Source organism: uncultured Marivirga sp. (genome assembly GCF_963974845.1).
Lineage (GTDB): Bacteria > Bacteroidota > Bacteroidia > Cytophagales > Cyclobacteriaceae > Marivirga > Marivirga harenae.
Genome location: NZ_CAXBEQ010000002.1, coordinates 351,345 through 365,650, shown reverse-complemented (window position 1 = coordinate 365,650; position 14,306 = coordinate 351,345). Strand labels below are relative to the sequence as shown.

The 14,306-nt window shown below is 35.3% G+C and carries 14 protein-coding genes; 8 read left to right on the top strand and 6 right to left on the bottom strand.

Annotated features, from left to right (window positions below):
• Positions 1-101: 101 nt before the first annotated feature.
• Entirely contained in the window at positions 102-383 is a 282-nt protein-coding gene (locus AAC601_RS06115; RefSeq protein ID WP_340152784.1) for a DUF427 domain-containing protein, read from the top strand.
• Between the two features lie 30 nt (positions 384-413).
• Positions 414-1,421 (top strand): potassium channel protein, encoded by a 1,008-nt coding sequence (locus tag AAC601_RS06110; protein ID WP_340152783.1) that lies wholly within the window; start codon positions 414-416, stop codon positions 1,419-1,421.
• 54 nt (positions 1,422-1,475) lie between these two features.
• Here the strand turns inward: AAC601_RS06110 and AAC601_RS06105 are convergent, their stop codons facing one another.
• The 4 genes from AAC601_RS06105 to pdhA form a co-directional block, all read right to left on the bottom strand.
• A complete protein-coding gene (locus tag AAC601_RS06105) occupies positions 1,476-2,795 on the bottom strand; it encodes an aspartate kinase (protein ID WP_340152782.1) in 1,320 nt (439 codons plus the stop codon).
• On the bottom strand, positions 2,792-3,280 hold the full coding sequence (gene ribH, locus AAC601_RS06100) for a 6,7-dimethyl-8-ribityllumazine synthase (RefSeq protein ID WP_303271040.1): 489 nt from the start codon (positions 3,278-3,280) through the stop codon (positions 2,792-2,794). Before ribH ends, AAC601_RS06105 begins: the two co-directional genes overlap by 4 nt.
• A gap of 81 nt (positions 3,281-3,361) precedes the next feature.
• Positions 3,362-4,060: a tetratricopeptide repeat protein gene (locus tag AAC601_RS06095; RefSeq protein WP_303271039.1), complete on the bottom strand. Its 699-nt coding sequence runs from the start codon at positions 4,058-4,060 to the stop codon at positions 3,362-3,364.
• Positions 4,061-4,300: 240 nt separating this feature from the next.
• Positions 4,301-5,320 (bottom strand): pyruvate dehydrogenase (acetyl-transferring) E1 component subunit alpha, encoded by a 1,020-nt coding sequence (pdhA, locus tag AAC601_RS06090; RefSeq protein WP_340152781.1) that lies wholly within the window; start codon positions 5,318-5,320, stop codon positions 4,301-4,303.
• A gap of 109 nt (positions 5,321-5,429) precedes the next feature.
• On the opposite strand from pdhA, the gene recF reads away from it, so the two are divergent.
• The 4 genes from recF (at position 5,430) to AAC601_RS06070 (ending at position 9,622) form a co-directional block, all read left to right on the top strand.
• A complete protein-coding gene (gene recF / locus AAC601_RS06085; RefSeq protein ID WP_340152780.1) occupies positions 5,430-6,524 on the top strand; it encodes a DNA replication and repair protein RecF in 1,095 nt (364 codons plus the stop codon).
• A gap of 96 nt (positions 6,525-6,620) precedes the next feature.
• Entirely contained in the window at positions 6,621-6,944 is a 324-nt protein-coding gene (locus AAC601_RS06080; protein ID WP_340152779.1) for a DUF721 domain-containing protein, read from the top strand.
• A 176-nt stretch (positions 6,945-7,120) separates the two neighbouring features.
• The gene (locus AAC601_RS06075) at positions 7,121-7,765 is read left to right on the top strand and encodes a hypothetical protein (RefSeq protein WP_340152778.1); all 645 of its coding nucleotides are present in this window, start codon (positions 7,121-7,123) and stop codon (positions 7,763-7,765) included.
• A gap of 642 nt (positions 7,766-8,407) precedes the next feature.
• Positions 8,408-9,622, top strand: coding sequence for a pyridoxal-dependent decarboxylase (locus tag AAC601_RS06070; RefSeq protein WP_340152777.1), 1,215 nt, complete (start codon positions 8,408-8,410; stop codon positions 9,620-9,622).
• A 62-nt stretch (positions 9,623-9,684) separates the two neighbouring features.
• Here AAC601_RS06070 and AAC601_RS06065 read toward each other — a convergent pair whose 3' ends face one another.
• On the bottom strand, positions 9,685-10,059 hold the full coding sequence (locus tag AAC601_RS06065) for a DUF1987 domain-containing protein (protein ID WP_303271033.1): 375 nt from the start codon (positions 10,057-10,059) through the stop codon (positions 9,685-9,687).
• Between the two features lie 215 nt (positions 10,060-10,274).
• Here AAC601_RS06065 and AAC601_RS06060 point away from each other — a divergent pair, with 215 nt between their 5' ends.
• Together AAC601_RS06060 and AAC601_RS06055 are read left to right on the top strand one after the other, a co-directional pair.
• Positions 10,275-12,158 (top strand): M1 family metallopeptidase, encoded by a 1,884-nt coding sequence (locus AAC601_RS06060; RefSeq protein ID WP_340152776.1) that lies wholly within the window; start codon positions 10,275-10,277, stop codon positions 12,156-12,158.
• Between the two features lie 24 nt (positions 12,159-12,182).
• On the top strand, positions 12,183-13,097 hold the full coding sequence (locus AAC601_RS06055) for a universal stress protein (RefSeq protein ID WP_340152775.1): 915 nt from the start codon (positions 12,183-12,185) through the stop codon (positions 13,095-13,097).
• 58 nt (positions 13,098-13,155) lie between these two features.
• On the opposite strand, the gene AAC601_RS06050 is transcribed toward AAC601_RS06055, so the two are convergent.
• Complete coding sequence (locus AAC601_RS06050) at positions 13,156-14,304, bottom strand: cysteine desulfurase family protein (protein WP_340152774.1); 1,149 nt, start codon at positions 14,302-14,304, stop codon at positions 13,156-13,158.
• Positions 14,305-14,306 lie beyond the last annotated feature (2 nt).

The window sequence follows — 14,306 nt, the reverse complement described above, 5'->3', positions numbered from 1 at the left end:
TAAAGCCTGCTTTTTCATGTTAATTATGGAAATAAAACCTGTCAGACTTGGACAATAGAACAAATATGACAAAGCGGGGTTAATCTGAAAAATCAAATATTATGAAAGCCATTTGGAACGATCAAGTAGTAGCAGAAAGTGATGAAACTATAGTTATTGAGGGGAATCATTATTTCCCGCCAGAAGCAATTAAAAAAGAGTACTATCACAAAACAGACTACCATACAGTTTGCCCTTGGAAAGGAACTGCTTCTTATTTTAGCCTAAAGGTAGATGGAAAAGAGAATAAAGATGCGGCCTGGTATTATCCTGAAACGAAAGAGATGGCCAAGAAATTTGAGAATTACGTAGCATTTTGGAAAGGAGTGGAGGTTACTGAATAAGAATTTCCTTCTTTTTAGTTAAATTCCAGCATGCAACCAGCTATAAGGAAACTTATTTATGCTTTCTTGATGATTATGACCAGTATTTTGCTGGGCGGTGTGGGGTATATGATTATTGAAAGCTACGGTTTTAAAGACGGTGTGTATATGTCCGTTATCACTTTTTCAACTGTTGGATTTAACGAGGTTCAGCCTTTGAGCGATAAAGGAAAGCTTTTTACTGTATTTTATATTATTATTAATTTAGGGTTATTTGCTTATACCGCTTCCGTTATTTCTTCTTTCTTATTTGAGGGAAGATTCAGAGAAATTTATAAAACTTATACAGATAAAAAAGCATTGAAGAAATTAAATAATCATATTGTAATATGTGGATTTGGTAAGAATGGAGAGATAGCTGGAAATGGGCTAGGTGTCTCTAAAAGAGATTTGGTATTCATAGAAAAGAATGCTGATGTTATTAATAATTACAATAACGAAAAAGGCTATCAGCTACTGCATGGTGATGCTGTCCTTGAGTCTGTATTGGTTGAAGCAGGTGTTGAAAGAGCAAGTACCATTATAACCACCTTACCCAGTGATGCGGATAATGTATTTATTACCCTTACAGCAAAAGAGCTTAATCCACAAATACAAATAATAGCCAAGGCAACAGAAAGAAATACCGAGAAAAAATTAAGAAGAGCTGGAGCAGATCATGTAGTAATGCCGGATAGAGTAGGAGGCTCTTATATGGCATCCTTGGTTACAAGACCAAGTGTAGTACAGTTTTTAGAAATTCTCAATGGAGATCATGATTCTGAATATTCATTAGAAGAAATTAATCACAATTTGTTAAAGGATAAATTCAAAAATCTTTCTTTAGGAGAAATGGATGTGAAAAACAAAACGGGTGCTACTGTTTTGGCTTTTAAAGATAAAAAGGAGGGTTTTGTTTTCAATCCTAATTCCGATGCCATTTGTGATGAGGGGGATGTTATTATCTTGTTAGGGAATAAAAAATCCATCCAATCCTTTAGGGAGGAGTTTGTGAAATGAAATGGTTTTAAATTTTAAAATTATTTAGAATCTGAAACTTAAGTATACATCTTCCTAAAAAACCCCATCATTCAGTCTCTTCAAAGCCTCCGTTTTATAGCGCGTATCCACCACTATAGAAATATTGTGTCTGCTACCTCCGTAAGAAATCATGCGAACCGGAACATCTTGAAGGGCCGCAAAAATTCTACTCACCAATCCTGGTTTTTCGGCTACCATATTGCCTACTAAGCAAATAATACTTTGCTCCTGATCTACTTCCACTTCCCCGAAAGGCCGTAACTCACTTAAAATACTATCTAAATAATAGATATTATCAATCGTTACCGATATGGCTACCTCCGATGTGGTAATTACATCGATAGGAGTCTTGTATTTCTCGAAAATTTCAAATACTCTTCTCAAAAATCCATAGGCCATGAGCATGCGAAGAGATTTTACTTTGATAGCAATTATGCCATCTTTAGCAGCAATCGCCTTGATACCTTCTCCTGCGCCCTCCTTAGTATGAATTAGCGTGCCCGCTGCTTCAGGCTTCATAGTGTTTTTCAAGCGAACAGGAATCGTTCTTTTTTGTGCAGGTCTTATACAAGAAGGATGTAAAATCTTCGCACCGAAATAAGCCAACTCGGCCGCTTCTTCAAAAGAAAGCTCTGGTATGCTAAAGGTTTTCTCGACCACTCGCGGATCATTATTATGCATGCCATCAATATCCGTCCAAATCTGGATTTCATCTGCATTCAATGCGGCACCTACGAGGGAAGCTGTATAATCACTTCCCCCTCTTTTTAAATTGTCAATATGGCCTTCTGCATTCCGACAAATATATCCTTGGGTAATGATGAGATTGGTTTCAGCGGGTTGCTTCATCAAAATATCAGATAATTCTTTATTGATGAAAGCCTCATCAGGTTCAGAAAAAGCATCTGTTCTCACGAAATCCAAGGCATTAATCAAAGCACTGTTTAACTTATGCTCTTGCAAATGCAAATTAAAAATATTGGTGGACATCAATTCGCCTTGTGCCAATAATTCCTTATCAATGGAATTGGTAAAGGGTTTTTCTAGGCAGGATTTTATGAAATCCATGCTTTCTGAAATAATGGCAATGGCTTTACTTTTGAAAACCTCCGTTTCAAATAAGTCAGCTAAAAATTCATCATATCGCTTCTGCAGCTTTTTAATTACTTTAGAAGCTTGCTCATGTTCCTTTTTTCGTAACCTTTCACCTATTTCAACCAAAGTATTGGTCACTCCACTGAGGGCGGAAAGGACTACTAATTTTTTATTGTTGTCTTTCGTGATGATTTCACGAATCTGATTCATTCCTTGAGGCGTGCCGACAGATGTTCCGCCAAATTTTAATACAATCATAATCCTTTTGCTAATCCTAACATTTTTAATGCGGTAAATGCAGCTTCATCTCCTTTATTGCCGTGTTTTCCTCCAGCTCTGTCTAAAGCTTGCTGCTGCGTATTAGGAGTCAGAACCCCGAAAATAACCGGTTTGTTGTATTTTAAGCTCACATTAGTAATCCCGTGAGCCACTGCATCACAGATGAAATCAAAATGTTTGGTTTCTCCTTGAATTACACACCCGAGGCAAATCACTGCATCAATGTCTTTTCTTTCTGCCATCCATTGGGCTCCTAAGCTTAACTCAAAGCTTCCGGGTACATAATGCTTTTCAATATTTGCTTTCGGGATGCCGTTTTCCAGCAATGTTTCATAGGCTCCACTATATAAGGATTCCGTTACTTCCTCATTCCATTCTGAAACTACTATTGCAAAGTTTTTATCTTGCAATCCTTTCATGTTTTTACCGGAATGTTCACTAAGGTTTTTAAGATTTGATGCCATATTTCTTGAGTATTTTCCAACAAAAAAGGGACAGGTTTTTAAAACCTATCCCTTTTCCTTTATCACTTTTTTCTAGTTAAATTATTTTTGAGCCTCTAATCGGGATAGGTATTTTTGAGCTTCAGTTTTCTGTTTAGAGTCACTAAAGTCTTCAGTAATCTTTCGGTAACTACCCATGGCCGCTTCTAGATCGTTTGCTTTTTCAAAAGCCAAACCTTGCTTCATGAAATAAACAGGACTAAATTCTCCATTGCTTTTGTAATTCGCGGCTTTTCCGTATTGATCCGCAGCCAAGGAAAAATTTCCCAACTCCATGTATGCATCACCGATCAAGGCATAAGCTCTAGCTTGAACCAATAAGTCGTCACTGCTAAAATCGTCTAAATAATCAATGGCAGTTTCAAATTGCCCTTGCTGCATGTAAATGCTACCCAAATAGAAGTTAGCTAAATTGCCTGACTTCGTTGAGCCATAATCTTCTACTATTGCTAAAAAGCCATAGTTATTGCCATCACCATTCAAGGCCAAATCATATTCTTCATTTTCAAACCAATATACGGCTTGGAACATTTCTTTCTGAGCCTCCTCATTAAGATTGTTCATATAGTATCGGTAACCGAAAAAGGCTACAATGATTAAGGCGATTACTCCCCCTAAACCAAATACTACTTTTTTATTGTTTTCAATGAATTCTTCTGTTTTAGAAAGTTGCTGAGCTAATACCTCAGGGTTTTCATAAAACTCGGAACTTTGTTTCTCTTTAGATTTTGTTTTTGCCATTGCCACTATTTTAAGACCGCAAAGCTATAAAAATTTATTTATTATTACCCAATTCCATCATTTAATAGTTTAAAGCTTTGGGATTTAAACTAATAAACATTAAATGGTCGGTTCTCCACCAACCATGGTGCTAGGCACGGTACTAAACCCTGTCAGGTTTTCACTAGTAATTATTACTGCTATATTTAATAGCTTGAAGATTTTTCAAATTGAAATCTGACAGGTTTAGCATTGAAGCCTTTAATCCACTATAAAAGGATAATCCTCTTGAGCGTAAACATCTCTGTAAACTTCATCAACATGAGGGAAATCAGATTCTTCGGCAAACTTCACGCATTCTTTTACGATTTCTTTTTGCTCGTTATCGATTTCTTTCAATTCATCCTCAGAAGCGTATTTATTTTTCAAAATGGCTTCCTTAGCTTGCTCAATAGGATCTTTACCTTTGTATTCTTCTAGCTCCTCTTTAGTTCTATATTTAGCGGGGTCAGACATAGAATGCCCTTTATATCGATAAGTTCTGAATTCCAATAAAGTTGGACCATCCCCTTTCCTTGCTCTTTCAGCTGCCTCTGCCACGGCATTGTGAACATTTTCCACATTCATAGCATCTACCCCTTTTGAAGGCATATCATATGCTTCACCCAAGGTATGTAATTCGGTCACGTTAGAGGTTCTTTTCACAGAAGTTCCCATGGCGTAACCATTATTTTCTATAGCAAAGATTACAGGTAATTTCATGCTCATTGCCATATTTAAAGCTTCGTGGAAAGCTCCCTGACGAACAGCACCGTCACCCATATAAGTAATGCACACATTATCTGTTCCTTTGTATTGCTCAGAAAATGCGATTCCTGCTCCCAAAGGAATCTGTCCACCTACAATCCCATGTCCACCAAAAAAATGATTCTCTTTATCGAACATGTGCATGGAGCCTCCTTTTCCTTTGGAAACCCCCGTTTCTTTACCAAAAAGTTCAGCCATTACTGCCTTCGGATCAGTTCCTAAACCGATCGGATGCGCATGGTCCCTATAAGCAGTGATATATTTATCGCCTTTTTTTAATGCACTAACAGCACCAGCTACGCAAGCCTCCTGTCCAATGTAAAGGTGGCAAAAGCCACTGATTTTCTGCTGACCGTATAGTTGCCCAGCTTTTTCCTCAAACCTTCTCATTAAGGACATGGACCTGAACCATTCCATATAAGTTTCCTTATCGAAACTCTTTTTATTGGCAGTTTTTGATTTCTTTGTAGCCATAATGCTTTTTCTTTTTTTGATGTATTTCTTCCGTCACAAAAGAATAACTTAACTTTGTTCATCTTGTTACGGGATGCGAAAATAACGAAAAAACCCACAAGTGCGAAAAATGAAGCTCCAAAATATTCGATTAGCCCAATTCAAAAACTATCCGCAAGCAGATTTCTCATTTGTGGATGGCATTAATTGCTTTTTGGGACGAAATGGAGTGGGAAAAACAAACTTGCTTGATGCGATTTATTATTTGGCTTTCACCAAAAGTGCTTTTAATGCGGTGGATAAGGATAATATTTTGCATGAAGAAGCTTTTTTTTCTATTAAAGCCAATTTTGAGGTGGAGGATAAGAATGTGGAAATGCTTTGTGCTGTCCGTTTAGGAGAAAAAAAAATGGTAAGATGGGCAGGAAAAGAATATGATAAACTGAGCGAGCATATTGGTAAACTCCCATTGGTAATGATAATCCCGCAGGATACAGATATAGTTAGGGAAGCCAGTGAAATGAGGAGAAAGTTCTTTGATAATCTGCTCTGTCAATTAGACCAAGAATACTTGAAATTATTGGTGAAATATAATCATCTCTTAAAGCAAAGGAATACATTGCTAAAGTCATTTTTAGAAAGAAGCAGATTTTCAGCTGATCAGTTGGCTCCTTATGATGAACTAATGATTCCATTGGCTTTAACTATTTCTGAAGAGCGCAATACTTTGATGGAAAATTTCTTACCTATTTTTAAGGAATTTTATCAAGAGTTATCGGATGGTCAGGAAGAAGTCAATATAAATTATGAAACCCGAGTAACAAATGCTTTCGAAACGGATTTCAGATCACAACAGCAAAAAGATTTTCGACAAGGGAGGACGACATTGGGAATTCATAAAGATGATTATGTGTTTCTCTCGGAAGGAAAGCAAGTCAAGAAATTTGGTTCTCAAGGACAGCAGAAATCATTTGTAATTGCCTTAAAATTAGCGCAATTTGAATTATTGAAAGTCGCTAAAAATCAAAAGCCACTACTTTTGTTAGATGATATTTTTGATAAATTGGATGATAAAAGAATAGCTTATTTGTTGAAAATGATGGCGGACGGAAGGTTTGGTCAGATATTCTTGACCGATGCCAGACCCGAAAGAAGTAAAGATTATTTGAAAGATATCAATACAGAAAAGAAATTTTTTGAACTAGACCAAAATAGAGCCAATTAGGCAATTACAAGAGAAAGGCTTGTATCGATCTGATATTATGTACCGAAAAGCAATTTGTACGATTAACTAATAGATTCCACATAAGAACTCAAGAAAATGTATAAAAAGAAAAATCCACATCCCGCCAGCATCAGAAAATCGGAGGCTACTCCTTTGGGTCAGGTCATTAATGAGATGTTTGATGCTTATCGCTTAAATAGAAAGGTTGACCAAACACAGGTGGTGAATTTATGGCCGAAATTAATGGGGAAAGCAATCGCAAGTAGAACTAAAGGAGTTTTTATGAAGGAAAGCAAGCTTTTCGTAACGGTTGAATCCAGTGCTCTAAAACAGGAACTTCATATGAGCAAGGAAAGAATTATACATTTGTTCAGAGAAGAGCTTGGAAAAGAGGTGGTAAAGGAAATTATTTTGTTATGAGTTTTTTGGGGGGTTGAAATGAAATACTTATAATCACAAATTAGAAATTCAAACAACTTTTTAATTTGGCGATAGACTTTATTATGTTTTCTCTATCTGATGTAAGTATTTTTTGGTTCTTATTATTTAGTGTCTAAAGATTTGCCTATCTTATTATTATTTAAAATGAAAACACTATGCATTTTTCCTATTTCATTCAGCAAAAGTTAAAATTGGCATCTGCCCTTATTGTTATTTTAGTATTAGTGCTAATTAATAATCGTTGGGAAAATAAAAACATCAATGAATTGGGTGAAACTTTTAGTTCTGTCTACAAGGATAGGCTCTTAGTTGAAAATTATATTTTCAAATTAGCTACCGCTACTCAGGAGAAGAAATATTTGTTGACTGATTTTGGACAAAAGCAAGGTATAGATATTGATGATGAGTTTGCACTTATAAATAAACAGGTTGATTCCCTATTATCGGATTATCAAATGACTTATTTAACAGTGGCAGAGAAAACTGTATTTAAAGATTACCTTGATAATTATGAAAAGCTCAGAGTAGTTGAGCAAAATCCAAAAATAGGAGTTTATAAGTTAAATAACTTGTATGATGAAAATATAGAATTGTTAAATAAGTTGTCAAGCATTCAAATGAAAGTTGGAGAAGATTTATATAATAATTCTCGATCTATAGTTACCAGCAATGCTAGTCTTTCCTACTTAGAACTGGGACTTTTGATAATTCTTGGCTTAATAACTCAAGCATTAATTTTTACCTCCAAGTCGATGAAAGGAAACCTTACCAAAGATGAAAATAACCTACCATTAAATTGAGTGAAGGTTAAGATTTTTGAATAAATATGGAAAGAATTAATTTTTTTTTACCTGAGATTGCTGTGCTTTTTCATAGCCTTTATTAAAAGCATCAATATATTTTTGATGATTGAGAGCAAAATCGAAAATTAATACAGCAAGTATTCATACAAAAAAACCGATAAAATGCTCTTTCTTGATTTTTTCCATTATTTTAAAATAATTTCGATATCGTTCCTGCGAGCTAACCCAATCCATAAGCTAATACTATTGCACCCGCAAAAATAGAAATGGTTAATAATAGATAATATCTTGATTCGGGTATAAGCTTGTATTTCATCTTATTTAATAAAATAATTTTCAATTAATGCATATAAAGCACCAAAGCCAAAAGGTATTGCTCTAAGTAATACAATTGCACTAAGAAGAATTAAAGAGAATTTCGCAATTTTGTAATCTTTGTAGGGGACAAGCTTGTATTTCATTTCTTAAAGATTGATTGGTTCTTGATACTAATATAAAAATTAAGATTTTAGTGTGAAAAATTTTATGCCAAATTACGTCATATTGGAAATGAAATTAAAATTCTTACTTTTGTAGAACCTTTCCAAGATCTCCGCACGAGGAATCTGACCAATTTCAAAAAATATAAATTTCTAAATCATGCAAAAGTGGAAAAAACTATCTCAACTAGAGATTAGAAAAAGGATATTTTCTGCCCTTTCAGAAAATGTAGATTATTATACCGAAAATATTATAGGATTGCCAGCATCCCATTTGGATGACAAGGTATTTTATCAAAATGCACCTTTTTTGGAAGATGCTCCCTACCTATCCACTTTAATTCACAATCCGAATCATATAGGTTGTCATACTTTAGGCGAGTCAGAAAGCTTTTTCAGAGGCACTCAGGAACTTGAAAAGGAAGTAATCAAGGTTTGTGCAGAAGATATTTTGCATTGCGATACAGAATATGACGGTTATGTAGCTTCTGGAGGCACTGAGGCCAATATGCAAGCTGTATGGATCTATAGGAATTATTTCATGCAAGAGCACCTAGCAAGTATTGATGAAATTGCGTTGATTAGCTCTTCCGATGCTCATTATTCATCTGCAAAAGCATCCAATGTGTTGAGAGTGAATTTTTACAAAGTAGAAGTCGATGAAAATGACCGTTCCATTAGTCAGGAAGCTTTAGAAAGCACTATTGATCAAGCACAGGAAGATGGAAAGAAGTATTTTATTATAATGGCCAATATGATGACCACAATGTTCGGTTCTGTGGATGATGTCAGTATATACACAGATACCTTTATTGAAAAGGAGATACCATTCAAACTTCATATTGACGGGGCTTACGGAGGCTTTTTCTACCCCTTTGCAAAACCTGAAAATAATTTGAATTTCAGCAACCCACATGTGAATTCTATTACTCTTGATGCCCATAAAATGCTTCAAGCACCTTATGGAACAGGAATCTTCTTAATTCGCAAAAACTGGATGCATTTTGCCAATACACAAGAAGCTAGCTACGTGGAAGGTCAAGATTTTACTTTGATAGGTTCTCGATCTGGAGCAAATGCCATTGCTATTTGGATGATTTTAATGACTTACGGGCCCAATGGTTGGTTTGAAAAAACCTTGGTTTTAAACCATAGGACTGAATGGTTATGTAAAGCCTTAAATAAAAAGGATATTGACTATTATCGATATCCTGATGCTAACATCGTCACCATCAAAGCTCAATTTCTACAAAAAGAAGTTTGTAAAAAATATGGCTTGATTCCTGATAGTCATAAAAGTCCGCAATGGTATAAAATAGTGGTTATGGATCATGTAACCATCGAAAAGTTGGAGAAGTTCTTGGATGAAGTTTAAGCCCTTTTTTCATTTGGTGGGAGAACAGTCTCAGGCTGGTTCCCCCCCCCCAATAAAATGCTTTAGTTATAAGGAATAATCTCTATTGGTAATCTGCACAGATTAGCAAAATCTTCACCGATTTCCATCATATCATCATCAGCTTCTCTATAAAACCATTTGATTTTCACGTCTTTGCCGTCTTCATCAATTAAAGATTCCATTTTGTGGATCATATCCAACATTAGTTTGGAGGTACTTGTATTAAAATAATCTAGACGGAAATGTAATTCTGTTACAGGTAATGGATTTTCCATATATCTATTCAAATGATCGAAAATGGGAGTGAAAACATCCATAGGGTTCTCTGGAATTGAAGAACCTGAAATTTCAAAAAAACCCTTTTCTATATCTATTACTACAGTGGGTCGCTGATGTGTGCCTGACATTCTAAACATATACCGCCAAATATGATAACAAAATACGTTAACTTCAAAATCTTGTAATAAATTTCGATAGTTATTAGTTTTTTCACTTTAAATATTAGTTTTTTAAGTGCAGACTAAAGTTAATCAATTACTAGTAAGTTAAGCTAATTTCATTTAACTAATTTAGTCTTCGTTTTAATTTATATGAACCTAAAGGATAATTCAATATTAAGCCCCATTGTCAAATGAGAAAAACAACTCTACTATTTTTCATTGTTATAGGCTTGCTTTCTTGTAATGAAAATAAAGAAATGAAAAAGAATAGAATTACCACAAACGATTTAATGCAAAAAGACGATCATTCATTTTCTAAGCCGCAGGAAGCTGTTATAACCCATTTGGAATGGGATGCTAATGTTGATTTTGAGACTAAAACAATTGTAGCAGTAGCAAAATTTGACATTCGAAAATATCCGAGCACTAGTGAAATAATTTTGGATACTAAAAATTTACAAATTGAAAAAGTATGGAGAAATCAGAATGATACGGTGGACTTTTTTTTGAATAAAGCGGATGAAGTTTTAGGCCAGGCTTTGCATATTCCTTTGTCTGAAGATTCCAAAACAATCAGTATTCAATACAAAACTTCTCCAAATGCAGAAGCTTTACAGTGGTTAAGTGCGCAACAAACAGCAGGAAACGCACCATTTCTATTCACCCAATCGCAGGCCATTTTGTGCCGTTCTTGGATTCCAATTCAGGATTCTCCTGCTATTCGGTTTACTTACGAGGCAGAGGTTAAAGTGGCAGAGGGAAATTTAGCAATAATGAGCGCTGAAAATCCTCAAGAAATTGATAGCACTGGAAATTATTCCTTCAAAATGCGACAACCTATTCCTGCCTATTTAATGGCCTTGGCAGTGGGCAATTTGGAGTTCCATAAAACAGGAAAACAAACAGGGATTTATGCCGAGCCAGCTACTATGGCAAAGGCTGTGACTGCTTTAGAAGATTTACAATCTTTTTTAGAAACCGCTGAAAAATTATATGGAAAATACCGTTGGGAGCAATTTGATGTGTTGGTTCTTCCTCCTAGCTTCCCCTTTGGTGGAATGGAGAATCCTAGACTAACTTTCGCTACCCCAACGATTCTATCTGGTGACAAATCTTTGGTATCCTTAATAGCGCATGAATTGGCTCATAGCTGGTCTGGAAATTTGGTGACTAATGCAAGCTGGAATGATTTCTGGCTAAATGAAGGCTTTACGGTTTATTTTGAGTACCGTATTATGGAAGAAATGTATGGGAAAGATTATGCTGAAATGCTTGCTTCCATTTCTTTTAAGGAACTAACGGAAGAATCTCGGGAATTAATTGAAAATGGTAACGTAAAGGATACTCATTTGAAATTAGATTTAGAGGGCAGAAATCCAGATGTTGGTATGACTTCCATAGCTTATGATAAAGGCTATTTCTTCCTGAGGTTACTAGAAGAAATTTCTGGTAGAGAAGCGTTTGATGCATTTTTACAACAGTATTTTAAAGAATATGCATTTAGAAGTATTAATACTGAACAGTTTCTCATATATCTAGAACAAAATTTATTTGGTAAAAATGAAATTGTAGTACCTAAGAAGTTATTTTCCGATTGGGTTTATGGTGCCGGTATACCTACTAGTATTCCAAAGCCATATTCGAATAGGTTTAAATCAGTAGAAGAATCAGTGCAAAGGTGGCTGGATACTGGAAATATCGATACTTTAAATGCTGAAGATTGGAGCACGCATGAATTTCTCCATTTTTTCCATCAATTACCAGATTCTCTTGAGTATAATCACCTAAGTATACTAGATGATAAGTTTGATTTCACCGATAGTGAAAATGCTGAAATATTGTCGGAATGGTTTCTTCTGGCAATAAAAAAGGACTACAGACGAGCTTTTGGAGCAATGGAAAACTTTTTAGTCAATACTGGAAGAAAAAAATTCTTAATGCCAATTTATGGGGAACTAATAAAACGCGAGACACACAAAAGGGTAGCGCTCAGTATTTATAGAAAAGCTAGACAAAATTACCACTTTGTCAGCTACAATTCGTTAGATAAATTATTAAATTACACTTCCGACTAATATTTGAAATAAACTGAACTGAAAATGTATAAATTAGAGAGACTCTTAGTTGCACTGGATCTTACAAAAATGGATGACATATTGATAAAATATGTATCACATTTAGCTGAATTCTTGAAAAGTGATAAAGTATATTTTGTCCATATATCTAGGAATTTAGAACTGCCGGAAGAACTGAGAAGAAATTATCCTGATTTGATGGCTCCAAGTGATGAATCCATTACAGATTCTATTCAAAAGGTGATTAGCACAGCTTGGGAAACGGATTATGATTGTGAAAAGGTAATAGAAATCAAAGAAGGTGATCCTTCAGAACAAATTCTCAAGTGGGTCAATATTAAGGATATTGACATGATGGTAATGGGTAGAAAAAAGGAATTAAAAGGGGGTGGAATTGTACCTCAGAAAATTGCCAAAGTAGCTCAAACCTCCTTAATGTTAGTGCCGGAAGATTTTGTATTTAAGCTAAATAAAATCGTGGTATCTGTGGATTTTTCAAAACATGCAAAACTGGCAGTAGAAGAAGCCCTGGCAATATCAAATGAGAAAAACATTAGCTTAAGCTTAGTAAATGTTTTTAAAGTGCCTTCAGGCTACCATAAAACAGGCAAAAATTATGATGAATTTGCTTTAATAATGAAAGGGCATGGTAAAACAGATTTTAGAGAGTTTGTCAAGAAGAATAATTTCCCAGAAGATTTAGATTGCCAGTTTGTATTGGACAATGATGATTCTCCAGCTGACAAAATATTTGATTTTGCTTCTGACCAGAAAGCAGATATGATAGTGATGGGATCAAAAGGCAGAACTGGTTTGGCTTCTATTCTATTGGGAAGCGTTGCAGAAAAAGTGGTAAAATACGATAATGAAATTCCTTTGATGATTGTGAAAGAAAAAGGAGAAAACATGGGCTTCTTAAAAGCATTACTAAAATTATAATTAACTCCAAACAAACTTTTCCAAAGTGCTGCACTTTGGAAAAGTTTGTTTTTTAGTACTATCCAACCGTCTTCTTTTCATAAATCTCAGCCACGGCATCTACCGCAGCATCGATATCATTTGATGTGTTATATTTGCTAAAAGAAAACCGAACATTGGGTCTTTCAGCGGCTTTTCCTAACTCGGCAATAACGTGAGAACCCACATCACTTCCACTGCTACATGCAGAACCTCCACTAGCTGAAATTCCTTTAATGTCTAAATTGAACAATAACATATCGCTCATATCTGAGGGAGGCAAACAGACATTCAAAACAGTGTAAAGACTATTATCCGGATCAGCACTTAAACCATTGAATGCAACGCCCTCAACTTTAGTCTTTAGTTTTTTAATCATCCTGTCCTTTAATCCTTGAATATGGTTTTGATGCTCTTCCATATCTCTATAAGCAATTTCCATGGCTTTGGCCAAACCTACTATTCCATATACATTTTCAGTTCCCCCACGCATATTTCTTTCTTGTGCACCACCATGAATAAAAGGGTGAATTTTATGTTCACTATTAATATACAAAAAGCCAACTCCTTTCGGTCCGTGAAACTTATGTGCTGCGCCCACGATGTGATGAGCCTTAATTTCCTGTAAATCGTGAGAGTAGTGAGCCATGGTTTGGACGGTGTCAGAATGGAAAATTGCACCATGTTGTTTGCATATCCAGCTTACTTCTTCGATATCTAGAATATTGCCAATTTCATTATTTCCATGCATCAAAGAAACAAGGCTGTTGGGATTTTTGCTCAACCATTCTTTTAAAGCATCAATTTTTACACTTCCGTTTTCATCCAGTTCCACATAATCTAACTCAATATGTCCTCCTTTTTCCAAATGCTGAAGAGTGTGCAAAACTGCATGATGTTCAATTTTTGAAGTCAATACTTTTTTGATTCCTTTCTGCTCAATACTGCATCGTAAAGCAGTATTATCAGCCTCTGTTCCTCCTGATGTAAAGAATATCTCAGAAGGAGAAGTATTTAGCAATTCAGCAATAGTCCTTCTAGACTTTTCAATTGCTGTTCTCACCTCCCTGCCATGGGTATGAATCGAAGAAGGATTGCCGTAATGATTAAGCATATAAGGCTTCATAGCTTCAAAAACTTCCGGATCCAAAGCAGTTGTTGCTGCATTGTCTAAATAAATCCCCGCCATAA

Bases quoted from the DNA above. Each gene is read 5' to 3' on its own strand.
- AAC601_RS06055 (WP_340152775.1), top strand. From the start codon at position 12,183: ATGTATAAATTAGAGAGACTCTTAGTTGCACTGGATCTTACAAAAATG.
- AAC601_RS06050 (WP_340152774.1), bottom strand. From the start codon at position 14,304: ATGGCGGGGATTTATTTAGACAATGCAGCAACAACTGCTTTGGATCCG.
- AAC601_RS06075 (WP_340152778.1), top strand. From the start codon at position 7,121: ATGCATTTTTCCTATTTCATTCAGCAAAAGTTAAAATTGGCATCTGCC.
- AAC601_RS06110 (WP_340152783.1), top strand. From the start codon at position 414: ATGCAACCAGCTATAAGGAAACTTATTTATGCTTTCTTGATGATTATG.
- pdhA (WP_340152781.1), bottom strand. From the start codon at position 5,320: ATGGCTACAAAGAAATCAAAAACTGCCAATAAAAAGAGTTTCGATAAG.
- AAC601_RS06080 (WP_340152779.1), top strand. From the start codon at position 6,621: ATGTATAAAAAGAAAAATCCACATCCCGCCAGCATCAGAAAATCGGAG.
- AAC601_RS06095 (WP_303271039.1), bottom strand. From the start codon at position 4,060: ATGGCAAAAACAAAATCTAAAGAGAAACAAAGTTCCGAGTTTTATGAA.
- AAC601_RS06070 (WP_340152777.1), top strand. From the start codon at position 8,408: ATGCAAAAGTGGAAAAAACTATCTCAACTAGAGATTAGAAAAAGGATA.
- AAC601_RS06105 (WP_340152782.1), bottom strand. From the start codon at position 2,795: ATGATTGTATTAAAATTTGGCGGAACATCTGTCGGCACGCCTCAAGGA.
- ribH (WP_303271040.1), bottom strand. From the start codon at position 3,280: ATGGCATCAAATCTTAAAAACCTTAGTGAACATTCCGGTAAAAACATG.
- AAC601_RS06060 (WP_340152776.1), top strand. From the start codon at position 10,275: ATGAGAAAAACAACTCTACTATTTTTCATTGTTATAGGCTTGCTTTCT.
- AAC601_RS06065 (WP_303271033.1), bottom strand. From the start codon at position 10,059: ATGTTTAGAATGTCAGGCACACATCAGCGACCCACTGTAGTAATAGAT.
- recF (WP_340152780.1), top strand. From the start codon at position 5,430: ATGAAGCTCCAAAATATTCGATTAGCCCAATTCAAAAACTATCCGCAA.
- AAC601_RS06115 (WP_340152784.1), top strand. From the start codon at position 102: ATGAAAGCCATTTGGAACGATCAAGTAGTAGCAGAAAGTGATGAAACT.